This window comes from Eubacterium sp. AF22-8LB, from assembly GCF_003458715.1.
GTDB lineage: Bacteria > Bacillota_I > Bacilli_A > Erysipelotrichales > Erysipelotrichaceae > Holdemanella.
Map to the genome: position 1 here is coordinate 81,310 of NZ_QRVI01000004.1, position 20,566 is coordinate 101,875.

Annotated in this window: 21 protein-coding genes and 2 other annotated features (1 of these 23 cut by a window edge); of the genes, 19 read left to right on the top strand and 2 right to left on the bottom strand. The window is 35.4% G+C overall.

Annotated elements, in window-relative coordinates; translation table 11 throughout:
* The first annotated feature begins 4 nt into the window (after nt 1-4).
* Both rpoD and DWY01_RS02560 read left to right on the top strand, forming a co-directional pair.
* A complete protein-coding gene (rpoD, locus tag DWY01_RS02555; protein WP_117992770.1) occupies nt 5-1,240 on the top strand; it encodes an RNA polymerase sigma factor RpoD in 1,236 nt (411 codons plus the stop codon).
* Nucleotides 1,240-1,893, top strand: coding sequence for a class I SAM-dependent methyltransferase (locus DWY01_RS02560; RefSeq protein ID WP_117992771.1), 654 nt, complete (start codon nt 1,240-1,242; stop codon nt 1,891-1,893). The genes rpoD and DWY01_RS02560 overlap by 1 nt, the downstream gene beginning before the upstream one ends.
* Here the strand turns inward: DWY01_RS02560 and ispH are convergent.
* Nucleotides 1,878-2,777 (bottom strand): 4-hydroxy-3-methylbut-2-enyl diphosphate reductase, encoded by a 900-nt coding sequence (ispH, locus tag DWY01_RS02565; protein WP_117992772.1) that lies wholly within the window; start codon nt 2,775-2,777, stop codon nt 1,878-1,880. The two genes, DWY01_RS02560 and ispH, sit on opposite strands and share 16 nt — an antisense overlap.
* 80 nt (nt 2,778-2,857) lie before the next feature.
* Between ispH and DWY01_RS02570 the strand changes: the two genes are divergently transcribed.
* Together DWY01_RS02570 and DWY01_RS02575 are read left to right on the top strand one after the other, a co-directional pair.
* The gene (locus DWY01_RS02570; protein WP_117992773.1) at nt 2,858-4,177 is read left to right on the top strand and encodes a DEAD/DEAH box helicase; all 1,320 of its coding nucleotides are present in this window, start codon (nt 2,858-2,860) and stop codon (nt 4,175-4,177) included.
* A complete protein-coding gene (locus DWY01_RS02575; RefSeq protein WP_117992774.1) occupies nt 4,174-5,013 on the top strand; it encodes a deoxyribonuclease IV in 840 nt (279 codons plus the stop codon). The genes DWY01_RS02570 and DWY01_RS02575 overlap by 4 nt, the downstream gene beginning before the upstream one ends.
* Before the next feature lie 14 nt (nt 5,014-5,027).
* Here the strand turns inward: DWY01_RS02575 and ispG are convergent, their stop codons facing one another.
* Nucleotides 5,028-6,077: a flavodoxin-dependent (E)-4-hydroxy-3-methylbut-2-enyl-diphosphate synthase gene (ispG, locus tag DWY01_RS02580; RefSeq protein WP_117992775.1), complete on the bottom strand. Its 1,050-nt coding sequence runs from the start codon at nt 6,075-6,077 to the stop codon at nt 5,028-5,030.
* Nucleotides 6,078-6,178: 101 nt separating this feature from the next.
* On the opposite strand from ispG, the gene DWY01_RS02585 reads away from it, so the two are divergent.
* The 15 genes from DWY01_RS02585 to DWY01_RS02655 all read left to right on the top strand — a co-directional run bounded on the left by DWY01_RS02585 (nt 6,179) and on the right by DWY01_RS02655 (nt 20,364).
* Nucleotides 6,179-8,254 (top strand): penicillin-binding protein 2, encoded by a 2,076-nt coding sequence (locus DWY01_RS02585; protein WP_199519841.1) that lies wholly within the window; start codon nt 6,179-6,181, stop codon nt 8,252-8,254.
* A 79-nt stretch (nt 8,255-8,333) separates the two neighbouring features.
* Nucleotides 8,334-8,483 carry a 50S ribosomal protein L33 gene (gene rpmG, locus DWY01_RS02590; RefSeq protein WP_003864966.1) on the top strand — a complete coding sequence of 50 codons (150 nt, stop codon included), beginning with the start codon at nt 8,334-8,336 and terminating at the stop codon, nt 8,481-8,483.
* Between the two features lie 39 nt (nt 8,484-8,522).
* Entirely contained in the window at nt 8,523-9,134 is a 612-nt protein-coding gene (locus DWY01_RS02595; protein ID WP_117992776.1) for an MBL fold metallo-hydrolase, read from the top strand.
* A 43-nt stretch (nt 9,135-9,177) separates the two neighbouring features.
* Entirely contained in the window at nt 9,178-10,167 is a 990-nt protein-coding gene (locus DWY01_RS02600) for an ATPase, T2SS/T4P/T4SS family (RefSeq protein ID WP_158553641.1), read from the top strand.
* Nucleotides 10,168-10,171: 4 nt separating this feature from the next.
* Nucleotides 10,172-11,080 (top strand): hypothetical protein, encoded by a 909-nt coding sequence (locus tag DWY01_RS02605; RefSeq protein ID WP_147332149.1) that lies wholly within the window; start codon nt 10,172-10,174, stop codon nt 11,078-11,080.
* A gap of 10 nt (nt 11,081-11,090) precedes the next feature.
* Nucleotides 11,091-11,390: a competence type IV pilus major pilin ComGC gene (comGC, locus tag DWY01_RS02610; RefSeq protein WP_117992779.1), complete on the top strand. Its 300-nt coding sequence runs from the start codon at nt 11,091-11,093 to the stop codon at nt 11,388-11,390.
* Nucleotides 11,368-11,760: a competence type IV pilus minor pilin ComGD gene (gene comGD, locus DWY01_RS02615; RefSeq protein ID WP_117992780.1), complete on the top strand. Its 393-nt coding sequence runs from the start codon at nt 11,368-11,370 to the stop codon at nt 11,758-11,760. Before comGC ends, comGD begins: the two co-directional genes overlap by 23 nt.
* A gap of 110 nt (nt 11,761-11,870) precedes the next feature.
* The gene (locus DWY01_RS02620) at nt 11,871-12,263 is read left to right on the top strand and encodes a prepilin-type N-terminal cleavage/methylation domain-containing protein (RefSeq protein ID WP_117992781.1); all 393 of its coding nucleotides are present in this window, start codon (nt 11,871-11,873) and stop codon (nt 12,261-12,263) included.
* A gap of 85 nt (nt 12,264-12,348) precedes the next feature.
* Nucleotides 12,349-12,612 (top strand): hypothetical protein, encoded by a 264-nt coding sequence (locus DWY01_RS02625; protein ID WP_199519842.1) that lies wholly within the window; start codon nt 12,349-12,351, stop codon nt 12,610-12,612.
* 18 nt (nt 12,613-12,630) lie between these two features.
* Nucleotides 12,631-12,827 (top strand) — a binding site (T-box leader).
* A gap of 36 nt (nt 12,828-12,863) precedes the next feature.
* Nucleotides 12,864-15,278: a leucine--tRNA ligase gene (gene leuS, locus DWY01_RS02630; protein WP_117992783.1), complete on the top strand. Its 2,415-nt coding sequence runs from the start codon at nt 12,864-12,866 to the stop codon at nt 15,276-15,278.
* Nucleotides 15,279-15,289: 11 nt separating this feature from the next.
* Nucleotides 15,290-16,540 (top strand): peptidoglycan bridge formation glycyltransferase FemA/FemB family protein, encoded by a 1,251-nt coding sequence (locus tag DWY01_RS02635; RefSeq protein ID WP_117992785.1) that lies wholly within the window; start codon nt 15,290-15,292, stop codon nt 16,538-16,540.
* Between the two features lie 89 nt (nt 16,541-16,629).
* The gene (locus tag DWY01_RS02640) at nt 16,630-17,106 is read left to right on the top strand and encodes a DUF4358 domain-containing protein (RefSeq protein WP_117992788.1); all 477 of its coding nucleotides are present in this window, start codon (nt 16,630-16,632) and stop codon (nt 17,104-17,106) included.
* A gap of 8 nt (nt 17,107-17,114) precedes the next feature.
* Nucleotides 17,115-18,488 (top strand): MBOAT family protein, encoded by a 1,374-nt coding sequence (locus tag DWY01_RS02645; protein WP_117992790.1) that lies wholly within the window; start codon nt 17,115-17,117, stop codon nt 18,486-18,488.
* A gap of 11 nt (nt 18,489-18,499) precedes the next feature.
* A complete protein-coding gene (locus DWY01_RS02650) occupies nt 18,500-19,621 on the top strand; it encodes a DHHW family protein (protein ID WP_117992793.1) in 1,122 nt (373 codons plus the stop codon).
* Nucleotides 19,621-20,364, top strand: coding sequence for a GDSL-type esterase/lipase family protein (locus DWY01_RS02655; protein ID WP_117992796.1), 744 nt, complete (start codon nt 19,621-19,623; stop codon nt 20,362-20,364). Before DWY01_RS02650 ends, DWY01_RS02655 begins: the two co-directional genes overlap by 1 nt.
* A gap of 47 nt (nt 20,365-20,411) precedes the next feature.
* Nucleotides 20,412-20,566: a binding site (T-box leader), on the top strand (it continues 37 nt past the right edge of the window).

The window sequence follows — 20,566 nt, forward strand, 5'->3', positions numbered from 1 at the left end:
AAGTATGGCAAATACAAGTGAATCTAAAAAATTAAAGTTTGCGAGCTTAGAAGAAGCAAAAGAATATTTGTTACAGTGCAAAGAACAAAATGTGGATGTTTCACAAAAAGCTTTCTTAGATGCCGTTAGTGCTTTAAATTTAGATGATGATACAATGGATGATCTATATAACTGGATTGACGAAAACTTGATCGAATTCATTGATGGTGATGAATTGGATGAAGATGAAGTTCTAGATGATGATCTAAGTGATGAAGATCTAGATGAAGAAGATTCAATTGCTGAAGAAATTTCACAATTGGAAAAAACATTCGCGAATGCTTCACACGCAAAGATCAATGATCCAGTTAAGATGTACTTAAAGGAAATTGGTCAAATTCCATTATTGGATCCAAAGGAAGAGCCGATTATAGCTCGTCAGATCCAAGAGGGGGAACAAGCCAAGGAAGATATTAAGAATCCAGATTTAAGTGAAGAAGAAAGAAAGAAACTTCAAAAAGTTATTGATGAAGGCGAAAATGCTAAACAAACATTGATATCTTCAAACTTACGTTTAGTTGTTTCTATTGCGAAAAAATATGTAGGACGTGGAATGTTATTCTTGGATTTGATCCAGGAAGGAAACTGTGGATTAATCAAAGCCGTTGAAAAATTTGACTACACAAAAGGATTCAAATTCTCAACATATGCGACATGGTGGATTCGTCAATCCATTACACGTGCTATCGCAGACCAGGCACGTACCATTCGTATTCCTGTGCACATGGTTGAAACCATCAATAAATTAACACGTATTCAACGTCAATTGGTTCAAGACTTAGGCCGTGATCCATTGCCTGAAGAAATCGCTGAAAAGATGGAAAACATCTCAGCGGAAAAGGTTCGTGAAATCCAAAAGATTGCCTTAGATCCAGTCAGCCTTGAAACACCAATTGGTGAAGAAGATGACTCACATTTAGGGGACTTCATTGAAGATAAAGACACATTATCTCCAGATGATTACACAAACAACCAATTATTGAAGGATGAAATCAACGCGGTATTAGAAGGCCTAACAGAACGTGAAGAAAAAGTATTGCGTTTACGTTTTGGATTGTTAGACGGAAGAACACGTACACTAGAAGAAGTTGGTAAAGAATTCAACGTAACACGTGAACGTATTCGTCAGATTGAAGCGAAGGCTTTACGCAAGCTAAAAAATCCAAATCGCTGCAAACGCCTAAGAGACTTTGTGAAATAATGATACCTTGTTCGAATCGAATTCAAGAAATATTAGAATGGGTCAATGGAGATGTCATTGCCGATATTGGCTGTGATCATGCCTATGTTGTATGCAACGCTATTTTGAACCAACAGGCAAAAAAAGGATATGCATGTGATGTAGCCCAAGGTCCATTAGATAATGCGAAGAAAACTATTCTTGAAAATCAATTAAGTGACCAAGTTACTTGTTGTTTATTGGATGGTATTCAAGGACTTCATGACGATGTCAATCAAATCATTATTTGTGGCATGGGTGGCAAACTCATCATTGATATTCTTTCTAAAGGAAAGCTTTATCCAGGATTACGTTTATTGTTGTCAAGTCATAAAGATGATTATGCATTAAGAAAATATTTGATGGAAAACAAAATTCATATTGTTCGTGAAAAGATGATTTACGACAACAATCACTATTATCCAATCTTGGATTGTGTTGTGGATACAACTGTTCAAAATATATCCGAAGCTCATCTTCGTTTTGGAATGAATATGTTAAGAAATGATACGTATCAAGATTATTTAGATTTTGAAGAGAATAAGTATAGAAACATACTTAGTAAAGTTTTGAAGCCAGAGTTTCTTGAAAAAATTGAATATATAAAAGAAATCCGTACTCAGAGAATTTCCTGAATACGGATTTTTGGTTTTTCAATCGGATTGGTTAAATAATCCCTTACCTGATTTGTAAGATATGTCGGAGTACTTGCTCCACTTGTGATCGCAATGGTTTGGTATTGTTCAAAGTCCTTCTTATCAATATCCTCTACCGTTTGGATTGAGAATACATTGGGAATATTAGCCTTTTTTGCGATGTCTACAAGCTTTTGCGAATTATTGCTCGTAGGATCTCCTACCACAATTAAACAATCAACATCCTTCAAATCCAGTATAGCCTGCTGACGAACACGCGTCGCATTACAGATTTCATCGTGAAATATAGCCTGTGGATATTTTTCTTTGATCTGTTCAAAGATATCTTGAATATCGTAGATCGACATTGTTGTTTGATTTGTCACAAAAATTTTGTTGGTTTGAATAATTGGAATATCTTTTTTTGGTTCAATTAAATAGACACGATCACTCATTGTATAAATCGATTCGGCTTCGGGATGTTTATTTTTACCGATATAGAAGATTGAGTAGTCCTGATCTAAATATTGCTTCACAATCTTTTGTGTCTGTAAGACAAAAGGGCAGCTTGCATCCACTAAGATCAAGCCTTTTTCCTTGGCTTTTTCATAGACTTTAGGACTTACTCCATGTGCTGTAAAGATGACAATGCCATCTTTAATCTCGTCTAACAATTCATAGCGCGTCTTTGTCTTATCTTCAATCGTATCAATATGATAAGCTTGCAGTGCTTTTTTTACATATTGATTGTGCACAAGATTACCTAGAATCGTGATTTTTTTATTAGGGTATGTATCCCTTGTTTGTTTGGCTGTTTCAATTGCTTTTAATACGCCTCCACAATAGCCTTGAGGCTTGACTGTAATAATTTTTTGTGTTTTCATATATACATTATGCCTTAATTATTTGTATTTGTAAAATAAGAAGATTTTTGGGATAATACTAAAGAAAAGGATGTGAAAATATGAATCGTATTCAAGAAATAATGGATTTAGAGCATTTTAAAACTTTAACACCCATTCAAGAGCAGGTGTTAAATCGTAAAAATAAAAATAGAGATATCATTGGTGTATCTAGTACAGGATCCGGAAAGTCACACGCTTTCTTTATGCCTATCTTTGATATGTTAGACTTTGATCAAGATTGTGTACAAGCTGTCATTTCAGCACCAACAAGAGAATTAGCCTACCAATTGTATGATCGTTGTCGTAAAATTGCCAAACATTTTGGTGTACGTGTAAAGCTAGTTACAGGTGGTATGGAAAAGGTAACTTCCATGGACAAACAGCCACAAATCGTTATTGGTACACCAGGACGTATGAAAGACATGTTTATCAAGGATAACGTCTTACGTTTGGATACTGCTAAAATGGTTGTCATAGATGAAGCAGATATGACATTGGAATTTGGTTTCTTAGAAGATATTGATGAAATTCTATCGAAAATGGACAAGAAGGTCCAAATGATGGTATTCTCTGCAACCATTCCAGAATCTTTGCAGCCATTTTTAAAGAAATATTTATACGATCCAGAAATGATCGAAATCAAAAAGGAAGAAGCTTTCCAAAGTGATGTTAAGCATATTTTAGTGCCATGCAAGCACAAGAGCTACGAACAAAAAATCTTAGATGTACTTCCATGTATTCAGCCTTATGTTTGTTTAATTTTTGCCAACACGACTCAAGAAGCCCAAAACATTGCCAATACAATGCGTGAAAATGGTTATGATTTAGTTGAATTACATTCAGGACTTGAATCACGTGCGCGTATGCAGGCTATTAAAATGATTCAAAGCCAAAAGAAAAGCTATATTGTAGCCAGTGATATTGCGAGTCGTGGAATCGATTTAGAAGGAATCACACACGTTATTAGCTGTGGTTTCCCTAAAGATTTAAAATTTTATATTCACCGTGCTGGACGTACAGGAAGAGCCACTCGTGATGGTCAATGTATTGCACTTTATAAAGAAAGTGATGCCAAATCAATCCAATCTTTGATCAAACAAGGAATTGAATTTGAACATATGGATGTTAAAAATAAGGAAATGGTTGACTTAAAGCCTTATGTGAATAAACGTCCAAATAAGAAGGATGAGTTCCATGAAGAAGTGGAAAAAATCGTTCACAAGAAAAAGAAGGTTAAGCCTAACTATAAGAAAAGACAACGTCAGGAAATTGATCGTATGAAACGTAAAAAGCGTCGTGAAATGATTAAATCGGATATTAAGCGCCAACAAAAAGAGCGTGCCAAAGAAAGACAACGCCAAAAAGGAATGGATGTATGATCTATTTAGGCTGTCATGTATCCTTTAAGGCACCAGACTATTTTAAAGGAGCCATTGAAGAAGCTGTATCCTATGGGGCCAATGCCTGTATGATTTATACGGGTCCTCCAAGCAATACACGTCGTGTAGCTGTTTCTAAACTAAAGATTGATGAAGCTAAAACCTTTATGCTTGACAATGATTTTTCTATTGATCGTGTCATTGTACATGCTCCATATATAATTAATTTGGCCAATGCGTTAAAGCCAGAAACCGCAGAGTTTGGACGAGAATTTTTAAAGTCTGAATTAGAGCGTGTTCAAGCCATCGGTGCTAAAACTTTAGTTCTTCATCCAGGAAGCCATGTCGGCGCTGGAATGGATGTCGGTATTGAATGGATCATCAATGGTTTAAATGAAGTTTTAGATCAGGATTCTACGGATGTTAAGATCGCCCTTGAAACCATGGCAGGAAAAGGAAATGAATGTGGATTTACATTTGAACAGTTAAAGAAAATTTATTCTGGTATAAATAAAAAATCACGTATTGGATATTGTATGGATACATGTCATATTTGGGATGCAGGCTATGATCTTCATGATTTTGAAAAGGTTCTGAACGACTTTGATTCTATTTTGGGTTTAGAAAATCTTCTTTGTATGCACATCAATGATTCAAAGAATGTTTTAGGAGCTCATAAGGATCGTCATGAAAATATTGGAAAGGGGCATATTGGATTTGATATTTTATATTCGATTGTGCACCATCCAAAGCTAGAAAATGTTACAAAAATATTAGAAACGCCATTTATTGATAAAAAGGCGCCATATAAAGAAGAAATCTCAGCACTGCGCTGAGATCTTTTCTTTATTTAAAATTTTTCAATTTCTTCTTTTAAACGAGCTACGATCTTTTCTTGAGGAATCTTTTCTATGATTTCACCCTTCTTGATCAATAAACCTTCTTTTTTACCACCCGCAATCGCAATATCGGCATGTTTTGCTTCACCAGGACCATTGACAGCACATCCCATGATTGCGACAGTAATATCTTTGTTTACGGTTTGAAGATAGCTTTCAATTTCATTTACAGCAGGCTCCATATCCCATTGTGTACGACCACACGTAGGGCATGCAATTAAATTTGGCACATTATGAATCAGCTTGCAGTCCTTCAATAATTCCTTAACGATTGGAATTTCTTTTTCAGGAGCACCATTCACACTGATACGAATGGTATTCCCAATACCTTCATTTAATAAAGTACCTAAAGCTAAACTGGACTTAATGGCACTTGTCATTGTGGTACCTGCTTCTGTAACCCCTAAATGTAATGGGTAGTCAAAGGTTTTTGCAGCTAGTCTATAAGCTTCAATACATAATAATGGATCACTTGATTTAAAAGATAAGACAGTATCATAGAAATCTAAATCTTCTAGAATTTGTACATGTCTTTTGGCACTTTCAATCATACCTTGGGCAGTTGGCTTACCATATTTTTCGTGGATATCCTTCTCTAAGGAACCTCCATTGATACCAATACGAATAGGAATATGTTTTTCTTTACAAGCCTTTACGACTTTTTCCACATTTTCTCTTGAACCAATGTTGCCAGGGTTTAAACGAATTTTATCGGCACCTGCTTCAATACAAGCAAGAGCTAAGCGATAATCAAAATGAATATCTGCGACTAATGGAATATGGATCTGTTTTTTAATATCTGCGATGGCTTTGGCATCCTCCATATCCATACAGCTGACACGAATTAATTCGCAGCCCATTTTTTCTAGATTTAAAATTTGTTGGGCAACCTCATCTGCCTTTTTTGTTTCAATGTTGCACATTGATTGAATGATGACTTTGTTATTATGGCCAATCTCTAAATTTTTTACTTTTACTTGGCGTGTTTCTGTTCTTTTCATTGCAAACCTCCATAGCTAAAGTATACGCCAATCCTTCTTTTTTTTCCATTTCATCTTAGAAACGTGTATAATATAGTATGTTCGTATAAAGGGGGATCCATTTGAAAAAGAGTAGAAAATCATTGAAAAGGGCAAATCAAAACATTTCGGTTGATCAAGTCATTTCCAATCGTATCCTGATTCTTACAATGGCAATTGCTGTTTGTTTCTTGGTCATCTTTTTACGATTGTTTTATCTTCAGATCATTTCTTATAATGATTATACGGCTAAGCGTGAAGATTATACATCCATTAAACAATATACATCGGCACCTCGTGGCCAGATCTATGATTGTAATGGAAAGGTCTTAGCGAAGACTGTCGTTAGTCATAATATTGTATTTACATCTCCAAACAATATGACAGCAGATGATTATAAGCTATATGCCAAGCGTATTGTAAAGGTCTTTAATGTGAGCACCAAAGACTTTACGGATGAAGACAAAAAACAAGCTTATATTACTTATAAATCTTTTTTGTCACCAACCGATTCGGAATATGCAGCTAACCACTTGATGACAAGTCGTGAGTTGAAGCAATATAAGAGTGGTGCTTGGGGCGATAATGCCGAAAGTAAACGATATCAGATTTTAATGAATCGTATTGGAAAGAAGCAAATTGGTGAAATGACACAGGCCGATTTAAAGCTTTGCGTCATCTATCAACGAATGATTTCTAACCAAAGTACGGGACAGGAAAATGTTGTCTTAGAAGATGTAAGCGATGATGATGTCGCTTATCTTGTTGAACATAAAACAGAATTTCCTGGTTTTGACGTAGACTTTGGAGGTTGGAAACGAGAATATCCATATGGTGAGGCTTTATCCGATATTTTAGGAAGTGTAACAACAAGTACACAAGGACTTCCAAGTGAGCTTGCCAGCTACTATTTATCTAGGGGCTATCAGTTAAATGCCAGCGTTGGAAAATCAGGTCTTGAATATCAATACAATGATTTATTAGCGGGTACACCAGAAATTGCCAAGATTACCTATGACTCAAATGGATTGGCACAAAAGGAAGTTGTACAGGAAGCTAAGAAAGGCTATGACATTCATTTATCCATTGATATTGAGCTTCAATCAACTTTGGATGATATTGTGAAAAATACATTGAGTGAAAATGGTGGTACAGTAAACCGTGAAAACTTCCAATCTTTATTTACGACTGTCTTAAATCCACAGGATGGCTCTGTGCTTGCGATGTCGGGCTATCAGATGGATTTGGATTCTAAACAATTGACATATTTTGCCTCAGGAAACTATATGTCATTAGTCAATCCAGGCTCCTGCATTAAAGGGGCTACAGTATACATGGGTGAAAGCGAAGGTGTCATTAAGCCGGGTGATGTTATTTATGATAAGGTTATGAATATTGGTGGACAGGAATTTGGTTCCTATGTAGATCATGGTCCAGTTAATGATGTGAGAGCCTTGGAGGTAAGTAGTAACGTATATATGTTTAATGTCGCCATACGTTTAGCAGGTGCAAGCTATGTCGAAGGAGAACCACTAAATGTATCAGATTTACAAGGTACTTTAAATAAGATGCGTTCTTATTATTCAATGTTTGGACTTGGAAATAAGACGGGTCTTGATGTACCTGGTGAATCGAGTGGATATATGGGCTATGGTTCCGAACCGGGTATGTTGTTAAACTATTCCATTGGACAGTTTGACATGTATTCACCACTTCAATTAGCAATCTATAGCTCAACCATTGCGTCAGATGGAAATTTATATCAGCCTCGTTTATTTAGCTATGCCACAGAGGTGAACTCACAAGAAGTCGTTGTTTCGAATGAAAAGAAGATCAAATCCGTATTGCCAAAAAAGAATGAGGAATACCTAGAACGTGTTCAACAGGGCTTTAGAGCTTGTGTCACAAGTGGAAACTGTGGAGAAGATATCATGAAGTATAGTGTTCCTGTATCGGCAAAAACAGGTACAGCCGAAGTGGAAGAATGGACAACGGCTAACCTTGTTGGATATGCACCAAGTGATAATCCAACAATGGCCTTTGCGTGCTCAGCACCAACGTCTGGACAGAACAATCAAGAGGTTGCAGCCAATATTTGTTCGACGGTGGTGATGCCAAAATTTATTGAAAAATATTTTGAATTATATCCAGCAAGTTAAATTTTTGAAAATGACTTGAAATTGACTTGTAAGTTATGCTAGAATCAACTAGTAATTACTAATGTGAGGAGGACTGAACATGAGAGATCGTATTACATTTAAGTGCTCTGTTTGCGGTGAAGAAAACTATATTGGTACAAGAAATAAGAAAAAACATCCTGAACGTATGACTGTTAAAAAATATTGTCCAAAATGCAATCAGCAGACTGAACATAAGGAGAAAAAGTAAGAAAGGCCGTTTTATTCGGTCTTTTTTATGTATTAGGCTATGAAAATCATTCAACAACCATTAGGTCCTGTACAGGCAAACTGTTATTTAGTCATGGAAAATCATCATGCTATCCTAATTGATCCGGCGGACAGATTTCCTAATTTAGAATCCATCTTAAAAGAAAATGAATGTACATTAGAAGCTATCGTATTAACGCATGCACACTTTGATCATATATCAGGAGTTGATGCGTATCATTGTGATGTATATTTAAATCCGCAGGAATTTGATTTTCTTCAAGATCCCGATTTAAATTCATCTTCAGCCTTCTATATGGATGTGACATGTGATGCGCATCCAAAACCAATCAAAGAAGGAATAAATGAGATTGCAGGATTTGAAATAGAGGCGATATATTGTCCTGGGCATTCGATTGGTTCAACGGTTTTAAGAATCGAGGATTGCTTATTTACAGGTGACGTATTATTTCAAGGCTCAATCGGAAGAATGGATCTAGCGACTGGCTCTGTTTCGATGATGAAACAATCCTTAAAAAAATTGTATCAATTAGACAAAGATTATAAGGTGTATCCGGGACATGGACCCTCTACTTCTTTATCGCAAGAGAAAAAATGGAACGAAAGTTTAAAATATGCAGAAATTTATTAGAATTTCTGCTTTTTTTTTCGTATTAGATAAGGGAGGTAAAAAAATGGATGATTTATTAAAGGATTTAATTGAATATGCGATTCAAAAAAAGGCGAGTGATATTCATTTTGTTCTACAAAATCAAAAACTACAAATTAAATTAAGAACACAGAGTGAAATGTTAGATGTATACCAAGATATTTGGCAACCTGCTTTCTTTGAATATTTAAAATTCATTTCAAGAATGGATCTGACCAATCCATTTGTTCCGCAAAGTGGGCAGTTTAAAGTTTTGATTCATAATCATGAAGTCTTTTGTCGCTTTAGTATGCTTTTTAACCAAAATGTTCAAACAGGTGTCATTCGTATGTTGAATACGCAACAGGCAATCCACCTCGATCAATTGTCATTATGGCAACAGGATACAGCTTACTTTGAGTCTTTGATTCCGTTACGGCAAGGCTTAGTCATCAGTGTCGGACCTACAAATAGTGGTAAAACGACAACTTTACATGCATTGCTGCATGAGATTGCCAAAACGAAGAAGCATAAAGTGGTTAGCTTAGAGGATCCAATTGAGATTGAGGATGATTCCTATTTACAACTTCAAATCAATGAGGCAATGGGCTTTACCTATGATGTAGGTATTGAACAGCTTTTGCGCCATGATCCAGATGTCATTTGTATTGGAGAAACAAGAAACAGCTATACCGCAAAGATGGTCTTAAGAGCAAGCTTGACTGGTCACTTTGTTTTAACGAGTATTCATGCCAAGGATGGAAAGGAGTGTATTCGTCGTCTTGAGGATTTGGGTGTATCAAACAAGGATTTATTAAGTGTTTGTACAGCCATTATTTCACAACGCCTCTATGCATCAGGCGACAAAAAGGTATGTGTGTATGAAATCATGGATCAAAAAGTGCTGGAGCACGTTCTTAAACAGGGTGATTATCCCGAAGACTTTACTACCTTATCTAAAAAAATTTCACAGGGTATTGAAAAAGGATATATCATGGATGCCCAGGCAGACTACGATTGTGCTTGTCTTGCGTGAGGAGGTGGAACAATTTGAAAAGCTAATGAATAATGGAATGCCCTTAGAAACCTTGATCCATCTAGTATTTAAAAAGGATGAAGAAATGATTTCTCGATTAAAGGAAGGAATAAGTCTTGTCGATATCTTTTGTATGGGACAGAAGAAGCTGTACTTTAAGTATTTAAAGATATTGTCTTCTTCCTTAAATCTAAATCAAGCCATTATATGTGTGACACAGATTGAAAAGCATTCAAAGCTTGTATTTGATAAGCTGCTACAAAAGATCGCATATCCTTTCTTTTTACTTGTGTTCGCATTTTTTATGGTGCTTTTCTTCTCGGATTATGTACTTATTCAAATGCAGGACTATATTTCAAATGGAAAGGTACTGCTTGTGATTCAAGTCCTCAAATATACATTTGGATTGAGTATTCTACTGTTGCTTTTCTTTTTGATCTGGTTCTATATGGTCTTTAATCGATTTTCAAAAAGCCTTTACTATTGTCCATTTCCATTGATGAAAAAAATGGTGTCTTTACAATTTGTCTGTATCTATCAAAACCTTGAAAATACTTATAGTTCAACGCAGCAGGTGCTAGAAACGATGTCACATATGGATTTTAGTATCGTAGGGATGATTTCAAATCATATTTTAGATCATCTTTTGAATGGAAATAGTTTAGAGGAAAGTTTTTTGAAGGAAGAAATCTTTGATTCTGATTTTAAAAAGATGTTGCGCTATGCTCTTACGAATAACCGATTTCAGGTGTTTTTTGATTTGTATATTAAGAAAAGTACGATGGATATAGAAAGATGCGTAAAGCGTATTGTCCTTGGTATTCAGCTTTATTCCTATTTGAGTATTGGTGTTCTTGTATTGCTTGTGTATCAAATTATGATGATGCCACTAAATATGTTAAATCAATTTTAAAGGAGGAACTATGGAAAAGAAAAATGGATTTACGATTTTAGAAATGATGATTGTGATGTTAATTGTTGCACTGCTCTTATTGATTACTCTACCTAACATTCAACAAAAGGAGAAGATCATTAGAAATAAGGGGTGTGAAGCTTTGTTGGAAATAGTGAATTCGCAAATCATGTTGTATGAAATCGATCAGCTAGAAACGCCTACAAGTGTACAGGAGCTGATTGACTTTGGCTATTTGAAGAAAGGACAGGATACATGTCCGGATCATAGTAAAGTGGTGATAATCGATGGGCAGGCTGTATCGCAATAAGAATGGCTTTACGCTTTTAGAAATGTTAGTGGTACTTTTGATTGTTTCTATCTTAAGCTTTGGCTTTTCAACTCAAATGAATACTTCTCTTTATCTATTTATGAAGAAGGTTCAAACATTAAGCATTACAGCGCAGGAAAAGGCATATGTCGAGCATCAAAGAATCGATATGAGTGTAGATTCTAAAATTAATGTTGGTGATATAGAATATTACATTCCTAAAGATATCGTATGTGATCCAGTGAGCTTTTACTATAATACCAAGGGTAATATTTCAAAGGCATTAACTTTACGATGTCAGAATGCGAATTCAAAAATGAAGCTTGTATATCAATTAGGAACAGGTAGGGTTCGTCTTGAAAAGGAATAATGGTTTTCTACTAGAGGATGCTCTATTTGCGTTTTTTGTGATTCTATTATGTGTAAGTCTTTTGTTAAATGGGTTACATACTCTATATTTTCAAAGGAATCTAAAAATCGATGAAAGAATTCAAAAGAAATGGTTTTACACTGATTGAAGCTTTACTCGCACTTTTTATAACATGTTTAGTCAGTTTACTTGGTTGTATGGTTATAAGCTGTGCCTTGCGCTTTTCACATATGGATATAGATACACAAAATCAATATGCGATATTGCAGCTTAGAAGAGAAGTGAGTATGGCATCTTCAATTCAGGTAGAAGATGATTGTCTAGAATATATCTTGAATCATGAGAAGATGATTCTATACTTTGATAAGCATCGCATTGTAAAAAGTCCTGGCTATGAGATTTTTATGGAGCAGCTAGATTCTGCCTATTTTTATAAGAAAGAAGATGGTATTTATTTGTGGTTTCGTAAACAAAACAAAATCTACGACTTTGAAATCTATTAACGGATATGCCTCTTGGACAAGTCTAGTATGCTTCTTTCTAGTGCTTCAAATTCTTTCGTTTCTTGCGCTACAAACGATGCAAAATGTGTATTTATTAAAAGCCAATCGACAGAATGTATTGGAGCTTTCTATCTTGGATCATGCCAAGCATATGATTCGGCACAATAATCAGATTCGTTTGTGTCATACGAATCAAGAATTGATTTTAGAAAAAGATATTCGTGTACAGGATATAGAAGTTCATCTATTGGATCAAGGTACATATATTGAGTGCGATTACTTCGATGTATGTATGAAGATCTATTATGATGATAAGGCAATCGTGTCGGTTGATATTGACGAACATTGAAAAAAAAGTTAAAATTGATGCATAGCGATGAATTAGAGTAGTAAAAGGAAATGGCATTTTTAGAGAGCTAAAGTTGGTGGGATTTAGTAGTGTGCAGCCTTTGAACTTGCTAAGGAGCTGATGAGTAATGTTATCCGTATGCTCTGCGATAAAGGGCTTGAGGGGCACAATGAAAGTTGTGAACTAAGGTGGTACCGCGTACAAACGTCCTTAGATTTCAAGGGCGTTTTTTATATTTATAGGAGGCTAATATGTACGATCATTTAGAAGTTGAAAAGAAATGGCATAAGTATTGGGAAGAACATGAAACATTCAAAACGGATGTTTGGGATTTCTCAAAGCCAAAATTTTATGCATTAGATATGTTCCCATATCCAAGTGGTGTAGGACTTCATGCAGGACATCCAGAAGGCTATACAGCTACAGATATTGTTTCACGTATGAAACGTATGCAAGGCTATAATGTACTTCACCCAATGGGCTATGACTCATTTGGTTTACCTGCTGAGCAATATGCGGTTCAAACAGGAAACAATCCAAATGGATTTACACAAAAGAATATCAAGACTTTCACTAAACAGCTAAAGGAATTAGGTTTTGATTATGACTGGTCAAAAATGATTGCGACTTCAGATCCAGATTTCTATCATTGGACACAATGGATCTTTAAACAATTGTATAAGGATGGCTATGCCAAATATGTTGACATGCCAGTAAACTGGTGTGAAGAATTGGGTACAGTTTTATCAAATGATGAAGTTGTAGATGGTAAAAGTGAACGTGGTGGCTATCCCGTTATTCGTAAGAATATGAAACAGCTTTGTATTGATCAGGCTGCTTTTGCGGAAAGATTACTAGAAGGCTTAAATGAAATTGATTGGCCAGAATCAACAAAGGAAATGCAAAGACACTGGATTGGTCGTTCTACTGGTGTTGAGGTTCAATTTGAAATTGTAGGTGGAGGAAAATTCTCTATCTTTACAACATGTATTGAAACTATCTATGGTATTACTTTTATGGTTCTTGCACCTGATGGAGATTTGGTACAGGAATTAATGCCTCGAATCAAAAACCAGGATGAAGTAAAGGCATATATTAAAGAGACTGTATCAAAATCTGAGATGGATCGTACAGAATTAAATAAAGGAAAATCTGGTTGTCGTCTAGAAGGAATTAAGGCAATCAATCCAGTCAATGGTAAAGAGGTTGAGGTCTTTATTGGTGATTTCGTCTTGGCAAACTATGGTACTGGAGCTGTCATGGCTGTACCAAGTCATGATCAACGTGATTTTGAATATGCGATTGCACACAATATTGATATGATTCAAGTTATTGAGGGACAAGATGTAAGTGAACATGCCTTTGAAAAACAGGATTATTTAGGTAAAGGCTGCAAATTGATCAATTCTGAAGAATTTACAGGTTTAACTGTTGAAGAAGCCAAAGTAGCTATTACTAAAAAATTAGTAGATATGGGTATTGCCAAAGAAACTGTAAACTACCGTTTCCGTGAATGGATTTTTGCGCGTCAGCGTTATTGGGGAGAACCAGTTCCTATTGTTCATTTAGAGGATGGAACAGACTATGTTCTTCCTGATGAAGAATTACCTTTAATTTTACCTGAACTAGAAGATTATAAGGGTCACAATGGTAAGGCTCCACTTGAAAATGCAACACAATGGAAACAATACAACCAGAATGGTGTTAAGGGTGTTCGTGAAACAAGTACAATGCCGGGATCTGCCGGATCTTCATGGTATTACTTACGTTATATTGATCCACACAACAATGAGAAACTTGCAGATCCAGAATTATTGAAGCACTGGATGCCAGTTGACTTATATGTCGGTGGTCCAGAACATGCGGTTGGTCACTTAATGTATTCTCGTATCTGGAATAATTACTTATATGACAAGGGTATTGTTGCGTGCAAAGAACCATTTAAGAAATTAGTACATCAAGGTATGATTTTAGGTGAAAATGGTATTAAGATGGGTAAACGTTTCCCTGAATTTGTCGTAAATCCAAGTGATATTGTAAAAAAATATGGTGCAGATACACTTCGTTTATATGAAATGTTTATGGGTCCATTAGAACAGAGCAAGCCTTGGTCAATGGCTGGCTGTGATGGAGCTAGAAGATGGTTGGATCGTGTATATCGTTTGTTTGTTGAATCTGATAAGATCAGTGATACAAATGATGGAAAATTGGATAAGGTTTACAACCAGACTGTTAAAAAGGTTACAGAGGATTATGAATCATTAGGTTTCAACACAGCTATTTCGCAAATGATGATTTTCGTGAATGAAGCCTATAAAGCAGAAACAGTATATAAACCATATGCCGAAGGTATGATCAAGATGTTGTCATGTATCACTCCACATATTGGTGAAGAAATGTGGCAATTATTAGGTCATGAAGAATCCATTGCGTATGAAGCATGGCCAACATATGATGAGGCAAAATTGGTAGAAGATACAATTACTTGTGTTGTTCAGGTCAATGGTAAGGTTCGTGGAAAATTTGAAGCGGCTGTGGGAAGTTCAAATGAAGAGCTTGAAAAACAGGCGATGGAATTGGAAACAGTTAAGCGTCAGATTGAAGGCAAAACAATTCGTAAGGTAATCGTTGTTAAGGGTAAGGTTGTAAACATCGTTGCCAACTAAGAAGGTGTAGTATGCAAATAAAAAAAATTAATGATGTAGAATACCAAAAATATTTAGATTCGATTGAATATGCTGGCTTCTTACAATCGGTAGAGGCTAGTAAAAAGATGGAATCCAATGGTTGGAAAATCGAGTATTTACAGTTTGTTGAAAACAATACGGTTGTTGCTTCAGGAATGATTGGTATGATTCCACTGATGAAGATTTTTAAATATTGTTATGTGCCAAGAGGCTTTATCATGGATTATCATGATTCAGCACTTGTTGAAAGGGTAACGACAACATTTAAAGACTATCTTAAAAAAGAAGGCGTAATCTATGCTGAATTGGATCCAGCTATTCCACTTCAACAAAGAAATCAGGATGGAGATGTTGTTGAAGATGGCTTCAATAACTTTGATGTCGTAGACAATTTAAAGGCATGTGGCTGTATTCAGCTTCCTTTAAAGTATGGCTATGATATGACTCGTCAATGTCGTTTTGTGTCTGTCTTAGATATAAAGGATAAGACAAAGGATGAAGTATTTAATGGCTTTATCTCAAAGACAAGACATAATATTCGTAATGCGTTAAAGAATAGTGTTAAGATTCGTGAGCTTTCTAGAGATGAATTATCGATTTTAAAAGAATTGGTGGATATGTCTGGTGAGAAGCAGAATTATGAAACATTAGGTTTAGAATATTACGAGCAGGAATATGATTATTTTAACGAAAACGCCAAGGTGTATATGTCTTATTTGGATGTGAATGAGTATGCTTTAAATATTCAACAAAATATGGAAAAGGAAAAAGAAACGATTGCACGTGCAAATGAAACTTTAAAAGAAAATCCATATTCAAAGAATTCACAGAATCGATTGAAGATTGCACAAAAGAATCTTGAATCTTTAATGGTAAGACAAGAAGAAGCTAATGAATTATCTTCTAAATGTTCTGGTGAATTGCCACTTGCTGCAGCGATGTTCTTGTTCTATAAAGGAGAGGTTTATTACCTTTCTAGTGGATCGGATGAAAGATATAAACGTTTCAAAGGTCCATATGCTCTTCAATGGTTTATCATTCAAAAAGCTGTAGAAGAAGGAAATCATTCTTATAACTTCTATGGTATTAGTGGTAAGTTTAAGCCTGGAGAAGAGGGCTATGGAGTCTTTGATTTCAAGCGTGGCTTTAATGCAGTCGTAGAAGAATATATTGGTAACTTTATTCTTCCTTGCAAGCCATTTATCTTTAGAATCTACAACAAATTAAAGCATGTATGTTAAAAAGAGATGTATGTCCAAAGTTTGGATGTACATCTTTCTTTATTTTTAAATTTCATTTATAATACTTGAGGAATAGGAAATAAAAGGGTATGAAAAAGACAATATTAATGATATTAAAGACTTTTGTAGTCGTTTTTTTTAGCGTGTTTTTATTCAATGAACTAAGTGGGCCGCGTATGAGTTCGGCTGATTTTGGTGTTGTTGAAAAGAATGTGATGAAGAAGATGGCTGCTTTTCATTTGGAAAAACAGCAGAGGCAGGCAATCAAAAAGAATTTGGCGATTGATCCTTCCAATTATGAAAATATAGAATACTATAAGGCAAACGATCCTATGGATGTGCGTGAGATTGTGATCGTGAAGTTTAAGGATACAAGTCAGGGGGATGCTTTTAAAAAGGCTATGCAGGATCGTATTGATGCACAGATCCATGCCTTTGATGGATATGGTGTTGAGCAGGTTGGCTTGTTAAAGAAGGCTGTTATATCGGTGGATATGAATTATGCCATTTATGTCACTTGTGACAAGGCGAATGATGTTGTTTCGTTGTATAAGGAACAGCTGTAGGGGGATGTATGGTATTTAATAGTTTGATTTTTATATTCATGTTTTTGCCGCTTGTATTCTTGGCTTATACATTGATTCCCAACAAAATGATAAAGACGTTGGTTTTGGTGCTATGTTCGTTGTTGTTTTATTCGTGGGGGCAGCCAGCTTCTTTAGTGTTGATGCTTGTAACAATTGTATGGAATTATTTGACAGGTTTAGAGTTGGCTCTTTATGAAGGAAACAAGCGTAAATATATCTTCTGGATCGGTGTTTTGTTTCATGTGTTGATTCTGGTGATTTATAAATATACGAATTTCATTCTTGGCTTTACATCCATTCATATAGATCTAGCTTTACCGGTTGGTTTATCTTTCTTTACGTTTAGTGCCATTTCTTATTTGGGCGATGTATATATGGGTAAGAGTGAGCCGCAAAAGAATCTTTTATCTTTAGCTTTATATTTATCTTTTTTTGGAAAGGTGAGTATGGGTCCTATTGTTCAATATCATGACATGGAAAAGGAGTTATCTCGTTTTAAGAAGATTGGTGTTCTAGAGTTTGGAGAGGCTTTTCAAAGAATCATGAAGGGACTAGCGAAAAAGGTCATTATTGCCGATCAGTTATCGCTTATGTATGCATCTTTATCAGGGAATACGACCAGTCTTGGAACATGGCTATGTGCGATTGCGTATATGCTGCAGATCTATTTTGATTTTAGTGGCTATTCGGATATGGCGATTGGAATCAGTCGTCTGTTTGGGTTTGAATTTGATGAAAACTTTGATCATCCCTATACAGCTGTCTCTATACAGAATTTTTGGAGAAAATGGCATATCTCACTGTCTCGATGGTTCAGAGATTATATTTATATTCCTTTAGGTGGAAATCGTGTTCCGGATAATATCTATATTCGTAATATTCTGATTGTATGGCTTTTAACGGGAATATGGCATGGTGCCAGTATGAATTTTATTGTATGGGGCTTGTATTATGGTTTACTGCTTCTTGCGGAGCGTTTTATCTGGAAGGATAAGTTAAAGCGTTTGCCTCGTTTTATTCAGCATCTATATACATTGCTTCTTGTCTTGATTGGCTGGGTATTCTTCTATAGTTCAAGTTTAGTATCGGCATTTAAAACAATCTTAGCCATGTTAGGAATTGGCACAACAGGATTTAGTGATATGCATGCGTTGTTTGCGTTAAGACAGAACTTTGTTTTGATCGTTATTGCGATTCTATTTAGTATGCCACTCTTTGATCGTATTGATAAAGCGATCCTTCGTGTAATGAAACAAAGAGGAGCCATACTTAGTATTTGTTTCTGGTTTGTGTTGTTTATGATAAGTCTGGCGTTTATTGTGGGAAATACATTCCAATCCTTTTTGTATTTTGCGTTTTAGAAGGTAAGAGTATGAAGAAATATCAAAATTTAGTAAGAAGAACCATCACCCTATGCATGCCGGTTATTTTGATTCTTGGACTTGTCGTCAACCTGGTTTTTCCAGATCATGAATTGTCATTTGTAGAGAATCGTTCTTTACAGAGATTTCCTGAAATGGATAGGACATCGATGATGGATGGTTCCTTTGAAACAAAATTGTCAAGCTGGTTTGCGGATCAGTTTGTGGGAAGAAATAGTTTTATTCATCTTCGCTATGGGATGTTGAAGCTTTTAGGTCAAAAGAAGATCGATGATATTTATTTGTGTAAAAATCAGCTGATCGAGGATGCAAAGCTTCCAAATAAGGAGCAGATGGCTAGAAACTTGAGTGCGATCAATAAGTTTGCAAAATCACATTCCGATTTAAATACCACTTTCTTACTGGTTCCCAATGCGGTATCGATTCAAGAAGATCATTTGCCTTATTTGTCAGATGAAAATGATCAGAACAAGATTATGGATTCCATATATAAGAAATTAAAAAGTTCGGTATCAATTGTGGATGTAAGAAAGAATCTAAAGAAGCATAGTGATGAGTACATCTATTATAAGAGTGATCATCACTGGACAAGTCTTGGAGCATTCTACGCATATCAGAAGCTGAATGATGCAGTCTCATTAAATGATTATGAACAGATGGTCGTTTCCAAGAATTTCAAGGGAACTCTGGCCAATGGAACAGGAAGCTTCGGCATTAAGGATACGATTTCCATCTTTGTGAATAAGAAATTGAATGATTATTATGTGCAGGAAGCGGACAACAAGAAGAAGGGTTCGATCTATGATTCGAGCTTTATTGATTCTAAAGATCAGTACAGTGTGTTCTTGGGAGGAAATAAGAGTATTCAAAGAATTGAATTGGAAAACAATTCAAAGAAACATTTACTAATATTTAAGGATTCCTATGCGAACAGCTTTGTGCAGTTTTTAATGAATGATTATCGAACGATAACGATTGTAGATCCGCGTTACTACAATGAGAACATTGAAAAGGTGATTCAGGAAGATTTTATAACGGATGTGATGTATTTATATAACACGAATACGTTTGTAGAAGATACATCCTTAGCAGATGTTTTGGGTGAAGAATAATGAAAAAAAAGAAATTAGGTTTGTTCGTAATAGGTTTGGTGTTTATATGTATTGTTGTATCGATAACGATATTGAATAAGCGACCTGAACAAGGTGAGAATTATATTAAAGGTCAGGAAACAAGAGAAATGAATGATATTGAGTCGAAAATTTCTGAAATCAAAGAAGAAGAAAGGAATCTTGCCATTTCCAATGAGGATTTGGACCCATTTTCACTTTTAGGTGACTTTGTGTTCTATGGAGATTCACGTGTTCTACATTATACTTCCTATGGCTTTATTGATGCATCACGTATCTTTGCGGCAATGGGAGAAACGATTGAGAATGTTCCGCAATATAATGATCGGTTAAAGGAAATGAAGCCAAAAAATGTTTTTATGGCTTATGGCGTGAATGATATGTGTTGGCAGCTAGGACATGATGTGGAAGGTGGATATGGTCAATTGTGGAAGGATGCGATAGAAAATATTCATGAAATCGTGCCGGATGCGACAATATATGTTTGTGGTTTGATTCCAGTTACGGATGCCGCAAAAGTGAATTATGAAATTCCAGATAATTTTGATGAAGTAAATGCTATTTTAAAGAAGGTGGCTGGTGAATACAAGTATACGAGATATATTGACAATGCGTCACTAGGAGAAAATGGATTGGCTGATATATATACGGAGGATGGTTTTCATTTTAAAAGTGAATTTTATCCGATATGGACACAATCGATTGTTTCTGGGATGGATAAATAAAAAATTAATCAATTCATGTTGAGTTTAGTTTCTAGATTCGATATAATAAATTCGCTATGAAAAGAAAGAGTACACAGATAATCTATTTCTTAGAGAGAAACTGGTTGGTGTAAAGTTTCAAATAGACCTGTGGAATACACCTTGGAGCTTCAAATTTGACGTATACCTGCGTTAAAGGTTTAAGTGCATACAAGATTTTGTA